At 57.2% G+C, this 25,229-nt stretch carries 24 protein-coding genes; 16 read left to right on the top strand and 8 right to left on the bottom strand.

All coding sequences use genetic code 11. From position 1 onward, the window contains the following. Positions 1 to 6: 6 nt before the first annotated feature. The 4 genes from lsrB to lsrA are packed head-to-tail and all read right to left on the bottom strand — an operon-like array spanning position 7 to position 4,540. On the bottom strand, positions 7 to 1,020 hold the full coding sequence (lsrB, locus tag ACMYSO_RS10765; protein WP_434670487.1) for an autoinducer 2 ABC transporter substrate-binding protein LsrB: 1,014 nt from the start codon (positions 1,018 to 1,020) through the stop codon (positions 7 to 9). After that, positions 1,017 to 2,021: an autoinducer 2 ABC transporter permease LsrD gene (gene lsrD / locus ACMYSO_RS10770; RefSeq protein ID WP_434582989.1), complete on the bottom strand. Its 1,005-nt coding sequence runs from the start codon at positions 2,019 to 2,021 to the stop codon at positions 1,017 to 1,019. The genes lsrB and lsrD overlap by 4 nt, the downstream gene beginning before the upstream one ends. Then, a complete protein-coding gene (lsrC, locus tag ACMYSO_RS10775) occupies positions 2,022 to 3,056 on the bottom strand; it encodes an autoinducer 2 ABC transporter permease LsrC (protein ID WP_434670488.1) in 1,035 nt (344 codons plus the stop codon). Beyond that, positions 3,053 to 4,540, bottom strand: coding sequence for an autoinducer 2 ABC transporter ATP-binding protein LsrA (gene lsrA / locus ACMYSO_RS10780; protein WP_434670489.1), 1,488 nt, complete (start codon positions 4,538 to 4,540; stop codon positions 3,053 to 3,055). The genes lsrC and lsrA overlap by 4 nt, the downstream gene beginning before the upstream one ends. A gap of 217 nt (positions 4,541 to 4,757) precedes the next feature. Between lsrA and lsrR the strand changes: the two genes are divergently transcribed. From lsrR to ACMYSO_RS10795, 3 genes are all read left to right on the top strand, one after another. Continuing rightward, a complete protein-coding gene (gene lsrR, locus ACMYSO_RS10785) occupies positions 4,758 to 5,729 on the top strand; it encodes a transcriptional regulator LsrR (protein ID WP_434670490.1) in 972 nt (323 codons plus the stop codon). Between the two features lie 37 nt (positions 5,730 to 5,766). Beyond that, on the top strand, positions 5,767 to 7,356 hold the full coding sequence (gene lsrK / locus ACMYSO_RS10790; protein WP_434670491.1) for an autoinducer-2 kinase: 1,590 nt from the start codon (positions 5,767 to 5,769) through the stop codon (positions 7,354 to 7,356). Positions 7,357 to 7,668: 312 nt separating this feature from the next. After that, the gene (locus ACMYSO_RS10795) at positions 7,669 to 9,690 is read left to right on the top strand and encodes an FAD-dependent oxidoreductase (protein WP_434670492.1); all 2,022 of its coding nucleotides are present in this window, start codon (positions 7,669 to 7,671) and stop codon (positions 9,688 to 9,690) included. Between the two features lie 60 nt (positions 9,691 to 9,750). Here ACMYSO_RS10795 and rlmG read toward each other — a convergent pair whose 3' ends face one another. Continuing rightward, complete coding sequence (rlmG, locus tag ACMYSO_RS10800) at positions 9,751 to 10,887, bottom strand: 23S rRNA (guanine(1835)-N(2))-methyltransferase RlmG (RefSeq protein ID WP_434670493.1); 1,137 nt, start codon at positions 10,885 to 10,887, stop codon at positions 9,751 to 9,753. A gap of 136 nt (positions 10,888 to 11,023) precedes the next feature. Here rlmG and ACMYSO_RS10805 point away from each other — a divergent pair, with 136 nt between their 5' ends. From ACMYSO_RS10805 to sstT, 4 genes are all read left to right on the top strand, one after another. After that, positions 11,024 to 11,524: a M48 metallopeptidase family protein gene (locus ACMYSO_RS10805; protein ID WP_123756387.1), complete on the top strand. Its 501-nt coding sequence runs from the start codon at positions 11,024 to 11,026 to the stop codon at positions 11,522 to 11,524. 73 nt (positions 11,525 to 11,597) lie between these two features. Continuing rightward, positions 11,598 to 12,587: a Gfo/Idh/MocA family protein gene (locus ACMYSO_RS10810; protein ID WP_434670495.1), complete on the top strand. Its 990-nt coding sequence runs from the start codon at positions 11,598 to 11,600 to the stop codon at positions 12,585 to 12,587. Positions 12,588 to 12,867: 280 nt separating this feature from the next. Next, a complete protein-coding gene (locus ACMYSO_RS10815) occupies positions 12,868 to 13,836 on the top strand; it encodes a TerC family protein (protein ID WP_434670496.1) in 969 nt (322 codons plus the stop codon). Between the two features lie 253 nt (positions 13,837 to 14,089). Beyond that, positions 14,090 to 15,337, top strand: coding sequence for a serine/threonine transporter SstT (sstT, locus tag ACMYSO_RS10820; protein ID WP_434670498.1), 1,248 nt, complete (start codon positions 14,090 to 14,092; stop codon positions 15,335 to 15,337). Between the two features lie 18 nt (positions 15,338 to 15,355). Here sstT and ACMYSO_RS10825 read toward each other — a convergent pair whose 3' ends face one another. The 3 genes from ACMYSO_RS10825 to uxaC all read right to left on the bottom strand — a co-directional run bounded on the left by ACMYSO_RS10825 (position 15,356) and on the right by uxaC (position 18,922). Beyond that, entirely contained in the window at positions 15,356 to 15,910 is a 555-nt protein-coding gene (locus ACMYSO_RS10825) for a YgjV family protein (protein WP_434670499.1), read from the bottom strand. 93 nt (positions 15,911 to 16,003) lie between these two features. Further along, on the bottom strand, positions 16,004 to 17,491 hold the full coding sequence (locus ACMYSO_RS10830; protein ID WP_434670500.1) for a UxaA family hydrolase: 1,488 nt from the start codon (positions 17,489 to 17,491) through the stop codon (positions 16,004 to 16,006). Positions 17,492 to 17,509: 18 nt separating this feature from the next. After that, positions 17,510 to 18,922 carry a glucuronate isomerase gene (uxaC, locus tag ACMYSO_RS10835; RefSeq protein ID WP_123756381.1) on the bottom strand — a complete coding sequence of 471 codons (1,413 nt, stop codon included), beginning with the start codon at positions 18,920 to 18,922 and terminating at the stop codon, positions 17,510 to 17,512. 482 nt (positions 18,923 to 19,404) lie between these two features. Between uxaC and ACMYSO_RS10840 the strand changes: the two genes are divergently transcribed. From ACMYSO_RS10840 to ACMYSO_RS10880, 9 genes are all read left to right on the top strand, one after another. Then, positions 19,405 to 20,706, top strand: coding sequence for an MFS transporter (locus ACMYSO_RS10840; protein ID WP_434670502.1), 1,302 nt, complete (start codon positions 19,405 to 19,407; stop codon positions 20,704 to 20,706). A gap of 129 nt (positions 20,707 to 20,835) precedes the next feature. Next, positions 20,836 to 21,612 carry a transcriptional regulator ExuR gene (exuR, locus tag ACMYSO_RS10845; RefSeq protein ID WP_434670503.1) on the top strand — a complete coding sequence of 259 codons (777 nt, stop codon included), beginning with the start codon at positions 20,836 to 20,838 and terminating at the stop codon, positions 21,610 to 21,612. 332 nt (positions 21,613 to 21,944) lie between these two features. Next, positions 21,945 to 22,607: a DedA family general envelope maintenance protein YqjA gene (gene yqjA, locus ACMYSO_RS10850; protein WP_123756378.1), complete on the top strand. Its 663-nt coding sequence runs from the start codon at positions 21,945 to 21,947 to the stop codon at positions 22,605 to 22,607. A gap of 2 nt (positions 22,608 to 22,609) precedes the next feature. Further along, positions 22,610 to 22,993 carry an EnvZ/OmpR regulon moderator MzrA gene (gene mzrA / locus ACMYSO_RS10855; RefSeq protein WP_434670788.1) on the top strand — a complete coding sequence of 128 codons (384 nt, stop codon included), beginning with the start codon at positions 22,610 to 22,612 and terminating at the stop codon, positions 22,991 to 22,993. A gap of 149 nt (positions 22,994 to 23,142) precedes the next feature. After that, positions 23,143 to 23,511, top strand: coding sequence for a DUF1090 domain-containing protein (locus ACMYSO_RS10860; RefSeq protein ID WP_434670505.1), 369 nt, complete (start codon positions 23,143 to 23,145; stop codon positions 23,509 to 23,511). 45 nt (positions 23,512 to 23,556) lie between these two features. Continuing rightward, positions 23,557 to 23,862: a DUF883 family protein gene (locus ACMYSO_RS10865; RefSeq protein ID WP_123756376.1), complete on the top strand. Its 306-nt coding sequence runs from the start codon at positions 23,557 to 23,559 to the stop codon at positions 23,860 to 23,862. A gap of 1 nt (position 23,863) precedes the next feature. Then, positions 23,864 to 24,262, top strand: a complete 399-nt coding sequence (locus tag ACMYSO_RS10870; protein ID WP_434670506.1) for a phage holin family protein — start codon at positions 23,864 to 23,866, stop codon at positions 24,260 to 24,262. Beyond that, on the top strand, positions 24,259 to 24,555 hold the full coding sequence (locus tag ACMYSO_RS10875; protein ID WP_434582966.1) for a YqjK-like family protein: 297 nt from the start codon (positions 24,259 to 24,261) through the stop codon (positions 24,553 to 24,555). The genes ACMYSO_RS10870 and ACMYSO_RS10875 overlap by 4 nt, the downstream gene beginning before the upstream one ends. 252 nt (positions 24,556 to 24,807) lie before the next feature. Further along, a complete protein-coding gene (locus ACMYSO_RS10880; protein ID WP_004867955.1) occupies positions 24,808 to 25,200 on the top strand; it encodes a DoxX family protein in 393 nt (130 codons plus the stop codon). Positions 25,201 to 25,229 lie beyond the last annotated feature (29 nt).

The raw sequence follows: 25,229 nt of genomic DNA on the forward strand, positions 1-25,229 counted from the left end.
CCTCCCTCAGAAGTCGTAGTTATTGATGTTCTCTTTGGTGAACACCACGCGCTCCGGCAGCAGCACGATCCCGTTGCCTTTCGCTTCATACTGATAACCCTGCACGCTGTTTGGCTCGACCTTCAGCGCCCCGAGATCTTTCACTTCCACGCTGTCACCAACGTTAAGATCGCCTTTTTTAAGTAAGCGATCGGCGACGTTCACCGCAATTTTGCCCTGCTGCACCACGTCCCACAGGCCGAAGGCTTTCACCGTGCCGCGCTCCACGTACGGGCGCATCACGTTCGGCGTACTGAAGCCAACGATCGCAACCCCCTGACGTTTGAGGTTTTCTGCCGCCTGCGCGGCGGCCGGCAGCGCGTTGGCGTCCGGGGCAATAATGGCGTCAAGATCCGGGTAGGCTTTTAAGATCCCCTCAGCGGTTTGCAGGGAACGGGTGGCATCGTTATAGCCAAACTGGGTGGTGACGATTTGCCACTCCGGGTGCTCTTTTTCGATTTTGGCTTTGGCCTCTTTCACCCACTGGTTCTGGTCGGTGACCGTGGGGCTGGAGTAGAAAAACGCCACTTTAGCGGCCGGTTTACTCACCTGCTTCCCGGCCATCTCCACCAGCAGGCCACCGAGCTGCTGCGGTGTCCCCTGGTTGATATAGATACTGCGGCACTCTGGTTTGGTGTCGGAATCCCAGGTCAGCACCTTCACGCCGCGCTGCATCGCCCGCTTCAGCGCCGGGCACAGGCCATCCGGCGACACCGCAGAGACGATAATCGCGTTGTAGCCCTGGTTGACGAAGTTATTGATAAGCTGCACCTGGCCCGAGACGCTGGGTTCAGTGGGGCCGTCGTAGGTGACATCCACGCCGAGCGCTTTGCCAGCTTCTTTTGCGCCGTTGCCGCCGCTGGTAAAGAAGCCGACGCCGACCAGCTTAGGAATAAAAGCGATGCGGTCTGCCGCCTGGGCGGTGATAACGCTCATCGCCAGCGCCAGCGCACTGACCTGCAGGATACGTTTTGCTTTCATTGTTGTGCTCCGATTGTTCTTCGCGAGAAAAGACGTCGCCAGGCCATTCGCACCCATTCACGGTGCAGACTCAGCGAGCGCCCCATCACCACCACAACCAACAGCGCCCCTGACAGCGCGCTCGACACCTGGTTGGGGATGCCGACCATCTGTAAACCCTGTTGCAGATACCCCACCAGCAGTGCTGCCAGTGCCGTACCCAGGACCGAACCGGACCCACCGTAGATATTTGCCCCGCCGAGTACGGCGGCGGTGAGGGCCGGCATCAGCAAGTCGCGGCCGAGGTCCGAGCGCGCCGAGCCGAAGTAGGAGACCAGAATCAGCGCCGCTATCGCCGACGCGACTCCCACCAGGCCATACAGCACATACGGCATGCCGTTCACCGACAACGCGGCGTAGCGCGCGGCCCGGGGGTTTTGTCCCAGCAAAAAGAGATGGCGGCCAAAGCGCCCGCGGTGGGCCAGCAGCCAGAAGAAAAAACTCAACACCGCAAACAGCACCAGCGGTAACGGCAGCGGGAGTCCGGGCAGCGTCAGGTTGGCGAAAGCGGTAAAGCTGTCCGGGAAGCCGCCAATCCCTTCATAACCGGTCGCCCCCGCCATCCCCGAAAGCAGCAGCGCAGCCCCGCCGTAGAGGTACAGCGTGCCGAGGGTGATCACCAGCGGGCTGATGCCGGTGTAGTGGATCAGTGCCGCATTCAGCAGACCGCACAGCAGACCCACCACGAGAGTCAGCGGGATCGCCAGCGCCATCGGCCAGCCCGCCTGCATCATCACCCCGAGGGCAATCGCACACAGGCCAATGGTGGAACCCAGTGAAATATCGATCCCGCCGCTGATGATCACCAGGGTCAACGGCAGCGCGACGATGCCGATACAGATAAAATCGCTGGTGCTGAACAGCAGCATGTTGATGTCCAGCATCCGCGGGTTGATCGCGCCAAACAGCAGGATCTCCAGCACCAGTAACAGCAGCAACGCCCACTCCCAGTTGAGCTTCATCTACGCCACCTCTTTGTTTTTGCGGTTGGTGAACGGGGTGACATGCTTTCCCCCTTTGTTACCGGGCTGAAAGCGGCTGTACTTCAGCGCCCGCTGATGACGCGCCAGCGCCTGGCGCAACCGCCCGTCGAGCACCAGTACGCCCAGCAGCACCAGGCCGGCGATAAAGTCGTTCCACCACGCCGGCAGCCGAAGCAGCACCAGCACGGTGTCGATTTGAGTGAGGAAAAAGGCGCCGAGAAAGGCGCCGACGAGTGTTCCGGTTCCGCCAAGCAGAGAAATTCCGCCCAGCACACAGGCGGCAATGGCTTTCATCTCCAGCCCGCTGCCGGTCTGGTTAGGGACAAAACCGATCTGCGCCGCAAAAACGATCCCGGCGCAGGCCGCCAGCATGCCGTTCAGGGTGAACGCCAGCATGCGTGTGCGATTCACCGCTACGCCGAGCTGACGCGCGGCGGCCAGGTTGTCGCCCACGGCGTAGAAATCGCGGCCAAAGGCGGTGCGCGCCAGCAGCCACGCCCCCACCAGCAGGAGCCCCAGCACCAACCAGCCCAGCGGCGAGACGCCGATAAACAGCGGCTCTGACAGCGACTTCAGGCTATCGGGCAGACCCTCGATCCACTTGCCACCGGTCCACAACAGCATCACCCCGCGATACAATCCCAGTGTCCCCAGCGTGGCGACAATCGCCGGAATACGCAGCCCCACCACCAGCAAGCCATTAAACGCCCCGGCCAGGGCGCCAACCGCCAGCGCAAAGCCGATGGCCAGCGTCAGGTCATAGCCGGCGTTGAGCGCGGCACCGACCGCAATCGCGCTCAGGCCGACGGTCGAACCGACGGAAACATCAATATTGCGGGTCAGCATCACCAGCGTGGCCCCCAGCGCCAGCAGGCACAGGATTTGCGAACTGGCAAAGATCATCGCCAGAATTTGCAGGCTGAACCAGGCCGGGTTGAGGACAATCAGCAGCGCAAACAGCGCCAGGATCGCCAGCAACGCGCTGAGCTCGCGGTTTCTGAGTAACGTTTTCATGACTCTCCTCCAAAGGCCAGGGTCATCATGCGATCGACGGTCACCGCCGGCCTGAGCAGTTCCCCGCTCTGCCGGCCCTGGTGCATCACCAGTACCCGGTCGGCCAGCCCGACAAACTCATCGAGGTCGCTCGATATCATCAGCACCGCCACGTTTTGTGCGGCGACGCTCTTCAACAGTTGGTAGATGTCAGCCCGGGCGGAAACGTCGACGCCGCGCGTGGGTTCATCGACGATCAGCAGCAGCGGGTTGGCCTCCAGGCAGCGGGCCAGCAGCACCTTTTGCTGATTGCCACCGGAGAGCGTCCGCACGGTCTGCTCGCTATGATTCAGTTTGATGCCCAGCGCCCGGTGGTAGCGCTCCACCACCGCTGCTTCGCGCTGGCGCTGCTGCCACCACGATGGCTGGTTGAACATCACCGTGTTCCAGCGCACCGGCGCATCGAGAAACAGCCCGGACACCTGGCGGTCCTCGGGTAAATAGACCAGTCCGCTGGCCAGACGCTGGCGCGTGCTGTCGCGGCTGATATCGCGGTTCTCCAGCCACACGCGCCCGGCCCGCGGCGCGCGCAGCCCGTAGAGCGTTTCGGCAAATTCGGTGCGCCCGGATCCCACCAGTCCGGCCAGGCCGACGATCTCGCCGGCGTGGATCTCCAGGCTGAGATCGATAAACCCTTCGCCGGTCAGATCCTCCACCCGCAGCACTGGGAAATCCTGCGGCTGGGTACGGCGGTTGCCCGGAAGCGCCAGCCACAGCTTCTGCGAATCGCTCAGATCGTGCTGGCGGTCGGTCGGCGTCATCGCGCTAATCAACTGGGCGTCGCTGTGTGCCGCCGTTTCGCCGCTCAGCACCACCGCGCCATCCCGCATGACCGAGATATGACTGGCGATCTGGCGGATCTCCGGCAACTTATGCGAGATAAAGACGATTCCGACGCCGAGATCCTGTAGCGCGCGGATCTGACGAAACAGACGATCCGTCTCGCCCGGGGTCAGCGAAGCCGTCGGTTCATCGAGGATCAGGATCTGCGCGTCGCGCATCAGGCCGCGCAGGATCTCCACCATTTGTTGATCCGCCACCTCCAGCGTGCCGGCCGCCGCTTCCAGATTGATCTGGCAGTTCAGCTGCTGCAGCTTCTCCTGCAAACGTCCGCCGTTTTCGGGTCGCCTGGGCAGACGGAAAAGAATGTTCTCGCGCACCGTCAGGTTGGGAAACAGCATCGGCTCCTGAGGTACCAGGTAAATCCCCAGTTGATGAGCCAACGCCGGATTGAGACGCGAAAATGTACGTCCGCCGAGCGTCAGTTCACCGTCATCAGGCATTTCGACGCCGGCGATAATCTTCATTAGCGTTGATTTTCCCGCGCCATTGCCGCCCATCAGCGCATGCACCTGGCCGGAAAAGAGCGTGAAATCAATACCCTTCAACACGGCGATGCCGGAGAACTGTTTGCGGATCTGGCGGGCTTCAAGCAATGGCTTCATTGTCACGCCTCATATGAACAAATGATTTTTTAATTTAATAATGTTCAAAAGCGTAGACGGTGAACTATATTTACAACCGTGCAAAGATCACAGTTTGGTGCTTTAGATCCTTGGAAAAAATCGCCGAACCATGAAAGATCGGTTTTGCCAGTCGGCTCACACTTTCCGGCTGCGCAAGAGCGAACATATGATCTAAATTTTTATAAGAGTTCACTTTATGAGCGAAAAACGCATTACGGAAGAGAGCCGCTACGCTGGCCTGGCGTTAGCCGAAGAGGAGCTGGTGGCGCGCGTGGCCTGGTGTTACTACCACGATGGATTGACGCAGAACGATATTGGCGAGCGCCTGGGGCTGCCGCGCTTAAAGATCTCCCGCCTGCTGGAGAAGGGCCGCCAGTCCGGAGTGATCCGCGTGCAGATCAACTCCCGCTACGAGGGGTGCCTGGCGCTGGAAACCGAACTGCAACAGCGTTTTGGCTTAAAGATTGCCCGGGTGCTGCCGGCGCTCAACGCCCCACCGATGAACACCCGTCTGGGGATTGGCGCGGCGCAATCGCTGATGGGCGTCCTCGAACCGGGACAGCTGCTGGCGGTGGGTTTTGGTGAGGCGACCATGAGCTGCCTGCAGCACCTTAGCGGGTTTATCAGCTCGCAGCAGGTACGCCTGGTCACACTCTCCGGCGGTGTCGGCCCGTATATGACCGGCATCGGTCAGCTGGACGCCGCCTGTCGCGTCAGCATTATTCCGGCGCCGCTGCGGGTCTCTTCTGCCGATGTGGCAGAAATTTTACGCCGGGAGTCGAGCGTCCGGGACGTGATCCTTGCGGCGACGGCGGCAGATGCGGCGGTCGTGGGCATTGGCGCTATCGACCAGCATCGTGATGCCACGATCCTGCGTTCTGGCTATATCAGCGAAGGCGAGCAGCTGATGTATGCCCGCAAAGGCGCAGTGGGCGACATTTTGGGGTATTTCCTGCAGGCCGACGGTCAGCGGGTTGAGGGGCTGGAAATTCACCGGGAATTACTCGGGGTGACCCTCGACGAGCTGGCGCAGCTGCCGACCATTGTCGGCGTTGCCGGTGGGACGGAAAAAGCGCAGGCGATTTATGCCGCCCTGGTGGGCAAACGCATCAATGGCCTGGTAACGGAAGAGACAACAGCACGCGCGGTGCTCACGCTGGCCTCCTGACGGCCCTGCGCCGCGCAACAATCGCGAGGCGCATGTCATGAGTTACCTGTTAGCGTTAGATGCCGGGACCGGCAGTATTCGGGCGGTGATTTTCGATCTCAGCGGCCGCCAGCTGGCAGTTGGCCAGGCGGAATGGAAGCACCTGAGTATCGAAAATGTGCCCGGCTCAATGGAGTTCGACCTCACCACCAACTGGCAGCTGGCCTGCCAGTGCATTCGCCAGGCGCTGGCAAACGCTCATCTTCAGGGGGCCGATATTCAGTCCGTGGCCTGCTGTTCAATGCGCGAAGGCATCGTGTTGTACGATCGTAACGGCGAGGCCATCTGGGCCTGCGCCAACGTCGATGCCCGCGCCAGCCGCGAAGTCGCGGAGCTCAAAGAGATCCACGATTTTCATTTTGAATCCGAAGTGTATGACGTCTCCGGCCAGACCCTGGCACTCAGCGCCATGCCGCGCCTGCTGTGGCTGGCCCACCATCGCCCGGATATCTACCGCAAGGCAGCGACTATCACCATGATTAGTGACTGGCTGGCGGCAAAACTTTCCGCCGAGCTGGCCGTCGACCCGTCAAACGCCGGTACTACCGGAATGCTCGACCTGTTCAGCCGCGACTGGCGCCCGGCGCTGCTCGACATGGCCGGACTGCGCGCGGATATGCTCTCCCCGGTCAAAGAGACCGGGACGCTGCTCGGCGCGGTGACCCACGCGGCGGCGCAGCAGTGCGGCCTGCGGGCCGGCACGCCGGTGGTGATGGGCGGCGGCGATGTTCAGCTCGGCTGCCTGGGCCTTGGGGTGGTGCGCGCCGGGCAAAGCGCCGTGCTGGGCGGGACCTTCTGGCAACAGGTGGTCAACCTGCCGGAAGTGCGGACCGACCCGGACATGAACATCCGCGTGAACCCGCACGTCATTCCCGGCATGGCGCAGGCGGAATCCATCAGCTTCTTTACTGGCCTGACCATGCGCTGGTTCCGCGATGCGTTTTGCGCCGAAGAGAAACTGGTTGCCGAGCGCCTCGGGGTGGATGCCTATTCCCTGCTTGAGGAGATGGCCAGCCGCGTACCAGCAGGCTCGCACGGCGTGATGCCGATTTTCTCCGATGCGATGCATTTCAAGCAGTGGTATCACGCCGCACCGTCGTTTATTAACCTCTCCATCGACCCGGAGAAATGCAACAAGGCCACGCTGTTCCGCGCGCTGGAGGAGAACGCGGCGATTGTCTCCGCCTGCAACCTGGCGCAAATCTCGCGCTTCTCCGGCGTGACATTTGACAGTCTGGTATTCGCCGGCGGCGGCTCAAAAGGGGCGCTGTGGAGCCAGATCCTCAGCGACGTCACCGGCCTGCCGGTGCGGGTGCCGGTGGTGCGCGAAGCCACCGCGCTGGGCTGCGCCATTGCCGCCGGTACCGGTGCCGGTCTGTACCAGGATATGGCGACCGCCGGGGAAAAACTGGTGAGCTGGCATCGGGTCTTTACACCGAACCCGGCCCACCGCGAGCTGTATCAGGGGATGATGGAAAAATGGCAGTCGGTCTATGCTGACCAACTGGGGCTGGTGGACAGCGGCCTGACCACCTCGATGTGGCAGGCGCCGGGGCTGGTTCCGCCCGTCCGGGCGCGGACGCCGTAACCTGCCTCACCCCGACGACACCACAGGCGGCGCATGCTGACTCCAGCATCGCCGTTCAACTGGCCTGCAGGATCTTTGAATCCCATCACAATCACCGCACTCTCTTTTTCCCTTTTTCCGCGCGACGGCTAAATTAGTAACTCATCCGACCACATAACAATAATGTTACATACCCGAAATAATTCAAGCTGCATGAAGGCGGCAAGGCCGTAAATTCCCAGGAGCTTACATAAGTAAGTGACTGGGGTGAACGGGCGCAGCCAACACATATGCAGCTTGAAGTATGACGGGTATAAGAGACTGGAAGCCATTATGAGCCACTACCCGTCGTTATTCGCCCCGCTCGACCTGGGTTTCACCCAGTTGAAAAACCGCGTGCTGATGGGTTCCATGCACACCGGGTTGGAAGAACATGCCGACGGCGCAGAGCGGCTGGCGGCCTTTTACGCCGAACGCGCCCGCCACGGCGTGGCGCTGATTGTCACCGGCGGCGTGGCCCCTGCGGCCTCCGGGGTCACCATGGCAGGCGGCGCGGTGCTCGACGATGCCCACCATCTGGCGCACCACCGGCAGATTACCGAAGCCGTACACCGCGAAGGCGGCAAAATCGCCCTGCAGATTCTGCATACCGGGCGCTACAGCTATCAGCCGCAGCTGGTGGCCCCGTCGGCGTTACAGGCGCCAATTAACCGCTTTACCCCGCACGCGCTGAGCCATCAGGAGATCCTCAAGCTGATCGACGATTTCGCCCGCTGCGCGCAGCTGGCCCGGGAGGCCGGTTACGACGGCGTTGAAGTGATGGGCTCAGAGGGTTATTTGATTAACGAATTCCTCGCCACCCGCACCAACCAGCGTAGCGATGAGTGGGGCGGCGATTATGCCCGGCGCATGCGCTTTGCCGTGGAAGTGGTGCGCGCGGTCCGCGAACGGGCCGGCCATGACTTTATTATTATCTACCGTCTGTCGATGCTCGATCTGGTGACCGACGGCAGCACGCTGGAAGAAGTTACCACGCTGGCGCAGGCCATCGAAGCGGCGGGTGCCACGATTATCAATACCGGTATCGGCTGGCACGAAGCGCGCATTCCCACCATCGCCACCCCGGTTCCGCGCGGCGCCTTCAGTTGGGTGACCCGCAAACTCAAAGGCGCCGTGTCGATCCCGCTGGTGACCACCAACCGTATCAACGATCCTGACGTTGCGGACGCGATTCTCGCCCGTGGTGATGCCGACATGGTGTCGATGGCCCGCCCCTTCCTCGCCGATGGCGAGTTCCTGAGCAAAGCGCAAAACGGACGGGCAGATGAGATCAACACCTGCATCGGCTGCAATCAGGCCTGCCTGGATCGGATCTTCGTCGGCAAAGTCACCTCCTGCCTGGTCAACCCGCGCGCCTGCCATGAGACCCTGATGCCGGTGACCGCGGCACCGCTACCTAAACGTCTGGCGGTGGTCGGCGCGGGCCCGGCCGGGCTAGCGTTTGCCGTGAATGCTGCCGCGCGCGGCCATTCTGTAACCCTGTTTGACGCGCAGCAGGAGATCGGCGGCCAGTTTAATATTGCCAAACAGATCCCGGGCAAAGAGGAGTTTTACGAAACGCTGCGCTACTACCGTCGGATGCTGGATCGGCACGGCGTTAACGTACGCATCGGCGAACGGGTGACGGCGGATCGCCTGACGGCGTTTGATGAAGTGATCCTCGCCACCGGGATCGCCCCACGGATGCCGGAGATCGAAGGCATCACCCACCCGAAAGTGCTGAGCTATCTCGATGTCCTGCGCGACAAAGCGCCGGTGGGCAATAACGTGGCGATTATTGGCTGCGGCGGGATCGGTTTTGATACCGCGATGTTCCTGAGCCAACCCGACATCGCCACCAGCCAGAATATCGCCGAATTCTGCAAAGAATGGGGTATCGATACCAGCCTGCAGACAGCCGGCGGCCTGCGCCCGGAAGGGCCGCAGCTGGAGAAAAGTCCACGCAACATTGTGATGCTCCAGCGCAAGGCCAGTAAGCCTGGCGACGGTTTAGGTAAAACCACTGGCTGGATCCACCGGGCAACCTTGCTGGCGCGCGGCGTTAAGATGATCCCGGCCGTAAGCTACCAGAAGATCGATGATGAGGGGCTGCATGTCACGATCGGCGGAGAGCCGCAGGTGTTGCGCGTCGATCGGGTGATTATCTGTGCCGGGCAGGAACCGCGCCGCGAGCTGGCGGATCCGTTGCGTGCGGCAGGGAAAGTCGTGCATCTGATTGGCGGGTGCGATGTGGCGATGGAGCTGGATGCCCGCCGCGCCATCGCCCAGGGCACGAAGCTGGCGCTGGAGATTTAACGAAATTTACCCCAATTGCCCGGGCTACTTGAGATGAGTAGCCCGGCTGACGGTTGGCGATCAGCGCAGCTTGCGCATTTTCACCGCTTTCAACACCACGAATTTATTATTGGTGGCGACGGTGGTGCAGTTGCCGAAAATCTTCTTCAGCTTGTGGAAATAGTCGAGGTGACGGTTCGCCACGATGTACAGCTCGCCGTTGATCTTCAGGCAGCGGCGCGCGTGGTGGAACATCTCCCACGCGATATTGTCCGTCAACGCATGTTTCTGGTGGAACGGCGGGTTGCACAGCACGGCGTTAAAGCGGAACGGCTCGACGCCTGACAGGGCGTTGTTGATCATAAACTCGCAACGATCCAGCGCGTCCGGCATGTTGGTTTCGACATTCAGGCGGCTGGAGGCAACGGCCATCGGCGACTCATCAACAAACACCACGCTGGCCAGCGGGTTTTGCTCCAGCAGCGTCAACCCAACCACCCCGTTGCCGCAGCCCAGATCGACGATTTCGCCTTCAAGGTCTGAAGGAAGATGTTCGATAAAGAAACGCGCACCAATATCCAGCCCGGTACGTGAAAACACGTTCGCGTGGTTGTGGATAGTCCAATCGGTCCCTTCCAGCTTCCAGCTTAAAGTCTGCGGCGCATCGGCAAGAGCCGGCGCGCTAAAGGTACAGTTGATCAGACGGGCCTTTTTCCAGGCCAGCGTCGTGGTGGTCGGCCCCAGCACTTTTTCAAACAGCTCAAGGGTCGAGGTATGGATGTCACGGGCTTTTGCCCCGGCAATGATGCGGGTTTCCGGCGTCACCACCAGGCGCAATGCGCGCAGCTGTTGCTCCAGCAGGGCCATGGTTTTCGGCACTTTGATCAGCACGATTCCCGGCGCTTGCGGGTACTCTGCCGTGCTGTCGAGGAACTTGACGCTGGATTCTTCGATCGCGTTATGGCGTAAATTCTCACGGGTGGCAAGTTCGGTTAAATAGGAGTCGCCGATGCTGAACGGGGTATGCTCCGCCAGGGCGCAGCTCAATGCGCCAAAGGTATCATTCAGAATCAGGACCGGGCCGTTAATCTCCGTGTCATCTAACTGCTGCAGCAGATATTCATCCGCCGCTTCCCACGCCTGGAGCGGGTTGACGTCGTCCGTTTCCGGAAAACGTTTCAATGTCAGTGAACGGAAACCGTTGTCTAAGTGGCTCATCGGCCCTCCTGAGTGGTAAAATTTCGGTGTTATCCCTGAAAGGGTGCGTGAGTATACCCTTTTTGCACACAAAATCATTCAGGATGCGCCGAAGCCACCTGAAAGAGGATGTGACGTTCTTCCGTCTGGAGCATTGATGAGCCAACTGACATACCTGCAGGGCTACCCGGAGCATTTACTTTCTCAGGTCCGTACGCTAATCGCCGAACAACGTCTGGGCGCGGTGTTGAATAAACGCTACCCCGAAGGCCACGACGTCAATAACGATAAGGCGCTGTATCAGTACACCCAGGATCTGAAGTCCCGCTATCTGCGCGGCGCGGCGCCGATCAATAAGGTCATGTACGACAACAAAATTCACGTGCTGAATAACGCGCTCGGCCTGCATACCGCCATTTCGCGTGTTCAGGGCGGCAAGCTGAAGGCCAAAGCTGAAATCCGGGTGGCGACGGTATTCCGCGATGCGCCGGAGGCCTTTCTGCGTATGATTGTGGTCCATGAGCTGGCGCATCTCAAAGAGAAAGATCACAACAAAGCCTTCTATCAGCTGTGCTGTTATATGGAACCTCAGTACCACCAACTGGAGTTCGATACTCGCCTGTGGCTAACGCATCTTTCGTTAAATCGTTCTGCATAATGGCGCACTGGTTTTGTCATGCTGGCATGGTAGAGTGGCAAAAGGTCCCCTTTAACGGAGTTCGTCAACGTTTATGATACGTTTCGCTGTTGTTGGTACAAACTGGATAACCAAACAGTTTGTCGATGCCGCCCATGAAACTGGCAAGTATAAACTCACCGCAATTTACTCTCGCAGCCTTGAACAAGCCCAGGCCTTTGCGCGCGATTATCCCGTCGACCATCTGTTCACGTCGCTGGAGGATCTGGCGCAGAGCGATGCCGTCGACGCCGTGTATATTGCCAGCCCGAACTCCCTGCACTTCCCGCAAACGCAGCTGTTCCTGAGCCATAAAAAGCATGTGATTTGTGAAAAGCCGCTGGCCTCCAACATTCAGGAAGTTGAAGCCGCCATCCGCAGCGCCCAGGAAAATCAGGTGGTGCTGTTCGAAGCCTTCAAAACCGCCAGCCTGCCGAATTTCCTGCTGCTGCAGCAGTCGCTCAGTAAAGTGGGCAAACTGCATAAAGCCTTTATCAATTACTGCCAGTACTCCTCACGCTATCAGCGCTATCTCGATGGCGAGAACCCGAACACCTTCAACCCGGCGTTCTCCAACGGTTCGATCATGGATATCGGCTTTTACTGCCTGGCCTCAGCCGTCGCGCTGTGGGGTGAACCGCGTGCCGTGCACGCCAGCGCCAGCCTGCTGGACAGCGGCGTTGATGCCCAGGGTACCGTGGTACTGAGCTATGCAGATTTTAACGTCACGCTGCACCACTCAAAAGTGAGCGATTCTACGTTGCCAAGTGAAATCCAGGGCGAAGCCGGTGCGCTGGTGATCGAGAAAATCTCGGAGTGCCAGAAGGTCGCGTTCATCCCCCGCGGCGGCAAAGCGCAGGATCTGACGCAGCCCCAGCACATCAATACTATGCTGTATGAGGCGGACGTTTTCGCGAATCTGGTCGAGGCCAATCAGGTGAATCACCCGGGTCTGGAAGTCAGCCGGATTACGGCCAAACTGCTCAGTGAAATTCGCCGTCAGACCGGTGTGGTATTCCCGGCGGATAATCCACAGGTGGCGTAAAAGAGTGTAAAGAGGCCGTCATCGACCATTGACGCCTCTTATGACTTGTAATATTTTGTTACGTGCAAAGGGGAGTAACTTCCTTGCCGGTGGATCGTCATTACGATGCGTGCAAAACCGCATCCGGTCGCCGGGCAATAACCAAAGCGTTCGCCTTCAGTGCGCGGTGTTTTGGTTGTTGTAAGTGAGACCTTGCCGGAAGGCGAGGTCTATGCATAAACACGCAACGGCTGCCGTCTTCCGACGTCAGCCGTTTTGTTTTTATGTAAGGAATCGAGTAATGAATACTGTCGGCACACCGTTGTTGTGGGGTGGATTCGCCGTGGTCGTGGTGATCATGCTGGCCATCGATCTGTTTCTTCAGGGTCGGCGTGGTGCGCATGGCATGACCATCAAGCAGGCTGCAGGCTGGTCGATGCTTTGGGTCACCCTCTCCCTTCTCTTTAACGCCGCTTTCTGGTGGTACCTGGCACAAACCCAGGGCCGCGCGGTTGCCGATCCTCAGGCGCTGGCTTTCCTTACCGGCTATCTCATTGAGAAAGCGCTGGCCGTTGATAACGTCTTCGTCTGGCTGATGTTGTTCAGCTACTTCGCGGTCCCGCCTGCGCTACAGCGTCGGGTACTGGTTTACGGGGTTCTTGGGGCTATCGTGCTGCGTACGGTGATGATCTTCGCCGGAAGCTGGCTTATTTCCCAGTTCGAGTGGCTGCTCTATATCTTCGGCGCGTTCCTGCTGTTTACCGGTGTGAAAATGGCGCTGGCGAAGGAAGATGATTCCGGCATCGGCGACAAACCGCTGGTACGCTGGATCCGTAGTCACCTGCGGATGACCGATAAAATTGAAAATGAACGCTTCTTCACACGGCAAAACGGTGTCCTGTTTGCCACTCCGCTGCTGCTGGTGCTGATCCTGGTGGAGTTAAGCGACGTTATTTTCGCGGTCGATAGCATCCCGGCGATTTTCGCCGTGACCACCGATCCGTTCATCGTGCTGACCTCAAACTTGTTCGCGATCCTTGGCCTGCGCGCCATGTACTTCCTGCTGGCGGGCGTGGCGGAGCGCTTCTCGATGCTGAAATATGGCCTGTCGGTAATCCTGGTGTTTATCGGTATCAAGATGCTCATCGTCGATTTCTACCACATCCCGATTGGCATTTCGCTCGGCGTGGTGGGCGGTATTTTAACCCTGACCTTGTTGATTAACGCCTGGGTCAATATGCAGAACGACAAGAAAAAATTACAGCAATAAGCCATAAGCGGCCGGATGAAGAGGGTTTTCGCCCGGCCAGCAACAGGCGCCACGCATTATCCCTCCCTATGTCACACATTCGTTAATATATAGTTAAAAAACAAGATCTGGACGAAATAAGCAGCATTTTACGCTTCCTACCCGCCATGCTTTCCGTATACTCAACCAGGCAAACATTTACTTACATCCGGACATAAGCGTAACAAAGAGTACGTACAGAGACGGACAGCAACATCACAACAAGGAATGCATTATGACGACACAAACGCCTTCATCAGGCCTGCTACGGCGCCTTACTCAGGGCAGTCTGGTTAAACAAATTTTAGTGGGGCTGATTCTTGGCGTGCTGTTAGCGCTGGTGTCAAAACCGGCGGCCATTGCTGCTGGCCTGCTCGGTACGCTGTTTGTCGGCGCATTGAAAGCTGTCGCGCCGGTACTCGTATTGATGCTGGTCATGGCATCAATCGCTAACCACCAGCAGGGGCAGAAAACCAGCATCCGTCCGATTCTGTTCCTTTACCTGCTGGGGACCTTCAGCGCCGCATTAACCGCCGTGCTGTTTAGCTTTATCTTCCCTTCTACGCTGCATCTGAATGCTGCCGCCGGCGATATCACTCCGCCATCGGGGATTGTCGAAGTCCTGCGCGGGCTGCTGATGAGCATGGTGTCGAACCCTATTGATGCGTTGCTGAACGCCAACTATATCGGGATCCTGGTCTGGGCCGTTGGCCTGGGTTTTGCACTGCGTCACGGTAATGAGACGACCAAAAACCTGATCAACGATGTGTCCCATGCGGTGACCTTTATTGTGAAAATGGTGATTCGTTTTGCGCCACTTGGGATTTTCGGCCTCGTCTCATCCACCCTGGCGACCACCGGTTTCTCTACCCTGTGGGGTTATGCGCAGCTGCTGGTTGTGCTTGTTGGCTGTATGCTGCTGGTGGCGCTGGTGATTAACCCGCTGCTGGTGTTCTGGAAGATCCGTCGCAACCCGTATCCGCTGGTGCTGACCTGCCTGCGTGAAAGCGGTGTGTACGCCTTCTTTACCCGTAGCTCAGCCGCCAACATCCCGGTGAATATGGCGTTGAGCGAAAAACTGAACCTCGATCGCGATACCTACTCAGTCTCCATCCCGCTGGGTGCCACTATCAATATGGCCGGGGCCGCCATTACCATTACGGTGCTGACGCTGGCCGCCGTCCATACCCTGGGCATTCCGGTGGATCTGCCGACCGCCCTGTTGCTGAGCGTCGTGGCATCGCTGTGTGCCTGTGGTGCTTCCGGTGTCGCCGGTGGTTCTCTGCTGTTGATCCCGCTGGCCTGTAACATGTTTGGCATTCCGAACGATGTCGCCATGCAGGTGGTTGCTGTGGGCTTCATCATCGGCGTACTGCAGGACTCCTGCGAAACGGCACTGAACTCCTCTACCGACGTGCTGTTCACCGCCGCGGCCTGTATGGCTGAAGACGATCAGCTGGCGAAAAACGCGCTGCGCGATTAATCCTGCCGACCCCCTCCGCTAGCGTGCGGAGGGGGTTTCTTGCATCTCCACCACTTCCTGTTTAAACGGATCGATCCCCCGCTTTATCATGCGCCGGAAACGGATAATATTCAGACCGTTGACGATCAAAAAGCTGCCTTCAATCAGCGTTCCGCCAATCGACCCCAGCCACAGGTTATGCGTCACCCAGCAGGCGGTAGAGCACCACATTACGCAGCGAATGGTCAGCCCTTTACAGCGGAACAGGGCCCAGGTGCTGGCGACGGTGCCCACGACCGGCAGCAGTTCCATCGGATGCTGTAGTTTCCCCAGCCCCAGCACCAGAGTCAGAACAATAAAAATCGTCATCACCCACAGGCTACGGGTACGCAATGATATCAAGGTGCGTACGGCATTGAGCCCGGCACTCATGCCAGCCGGTATCGCCCCCATCAGGATAAAGTGCAGGCCGATGATCCCGCTGTACAGCGCCAGCTGACGTTTAAAGCGACCCTCGTCGCGGTGCACAAAGGTGGTAATACCGATAAAAAAGGCGATGACACCGACGCCCTGGGCAACCCAATACGCAGTCATGACAGATCCTGTTCAACAAAAATAAAAAAACGGCGTTCCTGTGAAGGAGCGCCGTTTTCACGTTAACGACAAAGACCGGGATCCTTCTCGTACCTACAAGGTGACGCCGCTCTTGAAGATCGCCAGCTCGCGGAAATCATTGCGCTCATTGCAGGTTGGTTTGCCATTGACGAACTCAACCAACGTATCGACAAACTCTTCCAGCAACTGCGGCATGGCTTTGCCATGAATCAACTGCCCGGCATCGAAGTCGATCCAGTGTTTCTTCTTCGCCGCCAGTTCGCTGTTGGTGGCAATTTTTACCGTCGGTACAAAACCGCCGTACGGGGTACCGCGACCTGTGCTGAACAGCACCATATGACAACCTGCACCGGCCAGCGCGCTGGTGGCGACCGCATCATTACCCGGCGCGCTCAACAGATTGAGACCATGCACCTTCAGACGTTCACCGTAGCGCAGAACGTCCACCACCTGGCTAGACCCCGCTTTCTGGGTGCAGCCTAATGATTTATCTTCCAGCGTGGTGATGCCCCCCGCTTTGTTGCCTGGCGATGGGTTCTCGTAGATCGGCTGGTTATGCGCGATGAAGTACTGTTTAAAGTCGTTGACCATAGTGACCAGCTTGCCGAAGGTCTCTTCGTCACGACAGTGGCTCATCAGGAGCTGTTCGGCACCAAACATTTCCGGCACTTCGGTCAGCACGGTGGTTCCGCCGTTGGCGATCAGGTAATCTGAGAAACGGCCCAACATCGGATTCGCGGTGATCCCGGACAGACCGTCGGATCCGCCGCACTCCAGGCCAAACTTCAGCTCGCTCAGTTTACCTGGCTCACGCTTATCATGGCGCATCACTTCATACAGCTGATGCAGATGCTCAAGTCCGGCCTCCACTTCGTCGTCCTGCTTCTGGCAGACCATAAAGTGGACGCGCTCAGGGTCGAAATCACCCAGGGTTTCACGGAAGGCATCCACCTGGTTGTTCTCACAACCAAGACCAATCACCAGCACCGCCCCAGCGTTCGGGTGACGCACCATGTTTTGCAGCATGGTGCGGGTGTTCACGTGGTCATCCCCCAGCTGCGAGCAGCCGTAGGTATGGCTGAAGAGGAACACGCCATCGATGCCTTCCGCATCCTGAGTCTCTTTCAGGAAGCGGTTCTGAATCTGACGAGCGATACCGTTCACGCAGCCCACGGTCGGCAGGATCCACAATTCATTGCGCACCCCGACATCACCATTAGCACGACGGTAAAGCTGGACATCGCGGTCTTCCGGCTGTGCCGAGGGCTCGATCAGTTCCGGCTGATAGCTATACTCGTCAAGGTCGCTCAGGTTGGTCCGCGTGTTATGGGCATGAATATGCTCCCCTGGCGCGATATCCGCCAGCGCATGACCAATAGGCAGACCATACTTAATGACGTTTTCTCCCTTCGCAATCGCGCGTAATGCAAACTTATGACCGCGTACAACGTCCTGGCTGAGGGTGACCGTATCACCGTCGATGGTGACCTGAGTCCCCACAGCCATGTCAGCTAACGCGACAGCAACGTTATCCTGCGAATGGATTTTAATGTATTGCATATCAACCGGCCTCTGGTCTTAGTTCAGTTCAATAGCGAAGTAATCACGCGCATTGTTAAAGCAGATATTTTTCACCATCTCACCCAACAGCTGGATATCCGCTGGCGCTTCGCCGGCTTCAACCCAGCGGCCAATCATCTGGCACAGAATGCGACGGAAATATTCATGACGGGTGTAGGACAGGAAGCTGCGGCTGTCGGTTAACATCCCGACGAAACGGCTCAGCAGGCCGAGCTGTGCCAGTTGGGTCATCTGACGTTCCATCCCGTCTTTCTGATCGTTGAACCACCAGCCGGAGCCGAACTGCATCTTGCCCGGCATCCCTTCGCCCTGGAAGTTGCCGATCATGGTGCCCAGCACTTCGTTATCGCGCGGGTTCAGACAGTAAAGAATGGTTTTCGGCAGCAGGTTCTCTTCATTCTGCTTGCTCAGCAGCTTCGACAGCTCTTCCGCCATCGGGCGGTCGTTGATGGAGTCAAAGCCCACATCTGGCCCCAGCAGTTTGAACTGACGCAGGTTATTGTTGCGCAGTGCGCCGATATGGTACTGCTGCACCCAGCCGCGACGGGCATATTCAGCTCCGAGGAAGACCAGCACCGCCGTTTTAAACTGCGCCACTTCCTGTTCGTTCAGCGCCGCGCCGGAGAGGCGACGGGCCAGAATGCTGTCCAGCTCCGCTTCGCTGGCTTCAGCAAACAGCACCACGTCGAGCGCGTGGTCAGACACTTTACAGCCGTGAGCGGCGAAGTGATCCAGACGTTTCGTCAGCGCGGACTGCAGATCGGCAAAGCGGCGAATGTCGGTATCAGACACTTCACCCAGCTTCGCCATGTAGTCGTTGAACGTCGCCTGTTCGATGTTGAAGGCTTTATCCGGGCGCCAGCTTGGCAGCACTTTGGTTTTGAAGGTGGTCACTTTGGCCACCGCCGCATGATGTTCCAGTGAATCGATCGGATCGTCGGTGGTACCGACCATTTTGACGTTCATCTGGGTCATGATCCCGCGGGCAGAGAAGCGGTCCTGAGCCAGCAGGTCGTTGCACTGATCCCAGATAGCACCCGCAGTTTGCGGCGATAACAGCTGACCGGTAATACCAAACGGACGGCGCAGTTCCAGGTGCGTCCAGTGATACAGCGGGTTGCCGATGGTATGCGGTACGGTGGCGGCCCAGGCGTCAAACTTCTCGCGGTCCGAGGCATCGCCGGTACACAGGCGCTCAGCCACGCCGTTGGTGCGCATCGCGCGCCACTTGTAGTGGTCGCCTTTCAGCCAGATGTCATACAGGTTTTTAAAACGGTAATCGTCGGCAATCTGCTGCGGCGGAAGGTGGCAATGATAGTCGAAAATCGGCTGATCTTTGGCGTAATCATGGTACAGACGACGAGCAAACTCGGTATCAAGCAGAAAATCTTCGGTCATAAACGCTGTCATTTTCATTTCCTCTTCGCTCCCCTTGAGGAGCCGTTCAGATGATTGACTATATGCTGACAAAGTTATCACACCAATTTCTACAGGCCGAAATCTTTTTCGTGAGTTAGATCAATAAACGCTGACAAAAAAAGTACTCACTCCGGAGTAAACACCGCTGCAAGCCGCGCCAGTACTGGCTTCTGTCGCAGGGAATAATACCCCCATAAACTTTCCCACTTTTGTGACAGCACTCAACTTTTAAAGTTGTATGACAAGTTATCGTTCTGCCGTCGCAACATATAAACCGTTGGAATGATTTCGCGATGATTTTTCACATCGCATTGACCGGTATGGATACCGAATTAAGCAAAACAACTGATGGCAAGGTTCGGGCCATATGGGTTAATCCCCCTGAGCCCTCCGTTTCTCCTTCTCAACCCCGGTGACAGGGTTTGAAGATGGCCGCACTCGCTGCGGAGATAAAACAAACGATGAGGTTTTACATGCGTAAAATTAAAGGGTTACGTTGGTATATGATTGCACTGGTGACCATGGGCACCGTGCTGGGCTACCTGACGCGTAACACTGTGGCTGCGGCTGCGCCGACTCTGATGGAAGAGTTACACATCTCCACCCAACAGTATTCCTATATCATCGCAGCTTACTCAGCTGCTTATACCGTCATGCAGCCCGTTGCGGGCTACGTTCTTGATGTCCTGGGGACGAAAATCGGTTACGCCTTCTTCGCCATTGCCTGGGCTATTTTCTGTGGCTCCACGGCGCTGGCGGGCAGCTGGGGTGGATTAGCGTTGGCACGCGGCGCCGTCGGTGCGGCTGAAGCCGCGATGATCCCGGCAGGCCTGAAGGCCAGCTCTGAGTGGTTCCCGGCAAAAGAACGCTCTATTGCCGTAGGCTACTTCAACGTCGGCTCTTCTATCGGCGCAATGATTGCTCCGCCGCTGGTGGTCTGGGCTATCGTGATGCACAGCTGGCAGATGGCGTTTATTATTTCCGGTGTCTTGAGCTTTATCTGGGCGATGGCATGGCTGGTATTCTACAAACACCCGCGCGACCAGAAAAAATTAACCACCGAAGAACGTGACTACATTATTGGTGGCCAGGAATCTCAGCATCAGACCAATAACGGCAAGAAAATGTCTCCGTGGCAGATTCTGCGCAACCGCCAGTTCTGGGGCATCGCCCTGCCGCGTTTCCTGGCTGAACCAGCCTGGGGTACCTTTAACGCCTGGATCCCGCTGTTCATGTTTAAAGTCTACGGCTTTAACCTGAAAGAAATCGCGATGTTTGCCTGGATGCCGATGCTGTTTGCTGACCTGGGCTGCATCATCGGGGGTTACCTGCCGCCGCTGTTCCAGCGCTGGTTTGGTGTGAACCTGATTGTCTCCCGTAAAATGGTGGTCACCATGGGTGCCCTGCTGATGATTGGCCCTGGGATGATCGGCCTGTTCACCAGCCCGTTCGTGGCTATCGCCCTGCTGTGCATCGGGGGCTTCGCTCACCAGGCTCTGTCCGGTGCACTGATTACGCTCTCTTCCGACGTGTTTGGTCGTAACGAAGTGGCAACCGCTAACGGTCTGACCGGTATGGCGGCATGGATGGCAAGTACCATGTTTGCACTGGTAGTGGGTGCACTGGCCGATACCATTGGTTTCAGCCCGCTGTTTGCCGTGCTGGCGGTCTTCGACCTGCTGGGCGCCGTGGTCATCTGGACCGTGCTGAAGAACAAACCCGCCGATGACGACTCGCCATCACTCAAAACGAGTAAACCGGCGACGCAGAGCTAGTTGTCATACTGATTGAGTTGTTTACCAGGCCGCCTTATTACAGGCGGCTTTTTCATGTCTTACAGTGGTGGGACGAGCGTAAAAGTGGTATAACAAATCCAATATTATCGCCATCTTCCGGGAGTGAATATGGAAATCACAGAACCGCGTCGTTTGTATCAGCAGCTTGCCGCTGAGCTCAAGGCGCGTATTGAGCAAGGCGTCTACCTTGTGGGCGATAAGCTGCCCGCAGAACGGTTTATCGCCGACGAGAAAAGCGTCAGCCGCACCGTGGTTCGCGAAGCCATTATCATGCTGGAAGTGGAAGGCTATGTTGAAGTCCGTAAAGGCTCAGGCATCCACGTTATCTCCAACCACCCGAAATACCAGCAGGCCATTGATGAGAACCTCGAGTTCGCCAGCTATGGTCCGTTTGAGCTGCTGCAGGCGCGTCAGTTGATTGAAAGTAATATCGCTGAGTTCGCCGCCACCCAGGTGACCAAGCAGGACATTATGAAACTGATGGAGATCCAGGAAAAATCGCGCAAAGAGAAGTCTTACCGTGATTCTGAGTGGGACCTGCTGTTTCATGTTCAGGTTGCGCTGGCGACGCAGAATACCGCTCTCGCTGCTATCGTCGAAAAAATGTGGACCCAGCGCGTACATAACCCGTACTGGAAAAAGCTGCATGACCATATCGACCTGCGCACCGTGGATAACTGGTGTGACGATCATGACGAAATCCTCAAGGCCTTGATTCGCAAAGATCCGCACGCGGCAAAACTGGCGATGTGGCAGCATCTGGAAAACACCAAGCAGATGCTGTTCAACGAAACCAGCGATGATTTTGAATTCAACGCCGATCGTTACCTGTTTGCCGATAATCCTGTCGTTCACCTCGATACCGCGACCAACGGCGTAAAATAAGCAATTATCCGCCTGTCAGGCAGGCCATCTGCGCCTGCCTGTTCCCTCTTTTGGGTAAGCAAACATCTATAGTGTCAGCCTGTGTAAAGACACTCGCCACCCGCCATTGCAATCAGCAAAATCAATACGCAACAAACTGCAATTTTTCTGACGAAAAGTCGGTGCCTTTGTTACAATTAGATGCATTTTGTCGCTCTGAGAGTTAGCTTTTGCTGGCTTCAATTTTGAACAAGGAACCGTTCAGAACGCATGAGCAGCGGCCATAATCTAATAAGAATCTATGTCGCTATCGCGTTCAGACATATCGTTAACCGATGTACCAGGAATCGTGAATGGAACTATTAACCCAATTATTGAATGCTCTGTGGAGCCAGGATTACGAAACCCTCGCCAATCCCTCCATGATTGGCATGCTGTATTTTGTCTTATTTATGATTTTGTTCCTTGAGAACGGCCTGCTACCCGCCGCCTTCTTACCCGGCGACAGCCTGCTGGTGCTGGTCGGTGTGCTGATTGCCAAAGGGGCAATGGGTTTTCCGGAAACATTACTGCTCCTGACCACCGCCGCCAGCCTGGGCTGTTGGCTCAGCTATATCCAGGGCCGCTGGCTCGGCAACACGCGGATAGTACAAAACTGGCTGTCACATTTGCCGTCGCACTACCACCAGCGTGCGCATCACCTGTTCCATAAACACGGGCTCTCTGCGCTGTTGATTGGCCGCTTTATTGCGTTCGTACGTACATTGCTGCCCACCATCGCCGGGCTGTCCGGTCTGAATAATGCCCGTTTTCAGTTCTTTAACTGGATGAGTGGCCTGCTGTGGGTACTGATTCTCACCACGCTGGGCTATCTGCTGGGTAAAACGCCGGTCTTCCTGAAGTATGAGGATCAGCTGATGTCCTGCCTGATGCTGCTGCCGGTGGTGCTGCTGGTATTTGGCCTGGTCGGTTCGTTAGTTGTCCTGTGGAAGAAAAAACACAGTAGTCGGGGATGAAGATGGTCAAAAAAAGCCTCTCTCTGCGCCAGATTGGCTGGATGCTGGGCGGCTCCGTGCTTCTGTGCGCCCTGTTCTGGCTCTGGCTTGCCGTCCAGCAGCAGGAGTCCACCCTGGCGATCCACCCTGTCACCCAGGGTATTGGCATGCCGGACGGTTTTTCCGTCTGGCATCATCTCGACGCCAACGGTATTCGCTTTAAAAGCATTACCCCGCAAAAAGACGGTCTGTTGATTAAGTTTGACTCCAGCGAGCAGAGCATCGCGGCAAAAGAAGTTCTGGGCCGCGCCCTGCCGCACGGTTATATTATTGCTTTGCTTGAGGATGAAAATACGCCAACAGCATGGCTCTCTCGCCTGCGTGACGTCCCTCATCGATTCGGATAATTACCAAAATTCTGAATATTTTCACGCAGTTTGGTGAAATCTCGTTTTACTTACTATGCTTAAGATTGCGGGAGCCGCCGGGCTGACGTTTATCGACTGGATCGGGCATATCTCCCGGATATGCCCTTACACAATGGAAGGTAGCATTCATGAAATACCACGTCGTTCTGCTGCTGGTGATGGGCTCGCTTAGCGCCAGCGCCTTTGCCAACTCCCCGTGTCAGGAAAAAGAACAGGATATCCAGCGTGAGATCACCTACGCTGAAAAACACCACAATCAGAGCCGCATTGACGGTCTGAACAAGGCGCTGCGTGAAGTCAAAGCCCACTGCAATGACGGCCAGCTCAAGGCCGATCATCAGCAAAAAATCGCCAAACAGCGGGAAGAAGTGGCCGAACGCCAGCGCGACCTGCAGGAAGCCCGGCAGAAAGGTGATAAGGATAAAATCAGCAAGCGTCAGAGCAAGCTTGATGAAGCGCAACAAGAGCTGAAAACGCTGGAGTCGCGTGATTATTAATCCGTAATTTCTTACGTATATGGAACCACTCTACAGGAGAGAAAGATGCCTAAAGACAACGTTGCAGACGATCTGCGTGCCGAACTGAAAACGCTGGCGGATACCCTGGAAGAAGTGCTGAACTCCTCAGCGGATAAGTCAAAAGAAGAAGTGGGCAAACTGCGCAGTAAAGCCGAAAGCGCGCTGAAAGAGAGCCGCGTTCGCCTGGGTGAAACCAGTGATGCCATTGTCAGACAAACTCGTGAAACCGCTGCTCGTGCCGACGACTATGTCCGCGAAAATCCGTGGACCGGTGTCGGGATTGGCGCAGCCGTCGGGCTGGTGCTGGGTGTCCTGCTGACGCGTCGTTAATATGGCGGATACTCAACACACGCAAGGCCCGGGTAAGAGCGTTTTCGGTATTGGTCAGCGGATAATTAGCCTGCTGGTCGAAATGCTGGAAACGCGCCTGCGCCTGGTGGTCGTGGAGCTGGAAGAAGAGAAAGCCAATCTCTTCCAGCTGTTTCTGATGCTGGGACTGACGCTACTGTTTGCTGCATTTGGCCTGATGAGCCTGCTGGTACTGATTATCTGGGCCATCGATCCGCAATACCGACTGAACGTCATGATTGCCACCACCGCCGTACTGCTGCTCAGCTCGTTAATAGGCGGGATCTGGACGCTACGCAAAGCTCGTCGTTCAACGCTCCTGCGCATGACGCGCAAAGAGCTGGCGGAAGACCGGGCTCTGCTGGAGGACGATCGCACATGAGCAATAAGCAGGAACGTGAACGGCAAAAAGCGCTGCTGCTACGCCAGATCCAACAACAACGGCTGGATTTAATCGCCAGCCGTCGTGACTGGCTTGAGGCCACCGCACCGCTCGATCGCGGCTGGCAGACGTTCCAGCATCTTCGCTCATGGGCGATGGTCGGCAGTGGGATCATGGCGGTATGGTCAGTGCGCCATCCGCGGTTTTTACTGCGCTGGACTAAACGCGGTGTCGGCCTCTGGAGCACCTGGCGTATGGTCAAACGCCTGCTACGCCAGCCATCCGCTCACTGATCCCCTTTCTGATACACCTCAAGATTCCTGACGTTCTTTCTCTGTGCCAGCGGGCCGCCGCTGCGTACAGATACGTTCATTTCTCCTCCCTTGCACTTGCTCAGATTCTTTGAAAAAGATCTACAGTTTTCCTTGCTAACAATTACTCCAGAGCCTCGCTAATATTCACTCCATCGACAGCAAGCCCGCGTAACTATGCAGGATTGCACTAAAAAACAAAATCGCCGCCCTTTGGGTTTACTGGAGTAAGAAATGAAAAAATTAGAAGATGTTGGTGTACTGGTAGCGCGTATTCTGATGCCAATCCTGTTCATCACCGCAGGGTGGGGAAAAATTACCGGTTATGCGGGCACGCAGCAGTATATGGAAGCCATGGGCGTACCGGGCGCACTGCTGCCGTTAACCATTCTTCTGGAGTTCGGCGGCGGTCTGGCAATCCTGTTCGGTTTCCTGACCCGTACCACCGCGCTGTTCACCGCAGGCTTTACTCTGCTGACCGCGTTCCTGTTCCACAGCAACTTTGCTGAAGGCGTGAACTCGCTGATGTTCATGAAAAACCTGACAATTGCAGGCGGCTTCCTGCTGCTGGCTATCACCGGTCCAGGCGCATTCAGCATCGACCGCGTGCTAAATAAAAAGTGGTAAACGCACTATACTGAGTAACGAACAAAGCG

Origin of the sequence: Klebsiella sp. B345 (genome assembly GCF_051131735.1) — a bacterium.
Lineage (GTDB): Bacteria > Pseudomonadota > Gammaproteobacteria > Enterobacterales > Enterobacteriaceae > Klebsiella.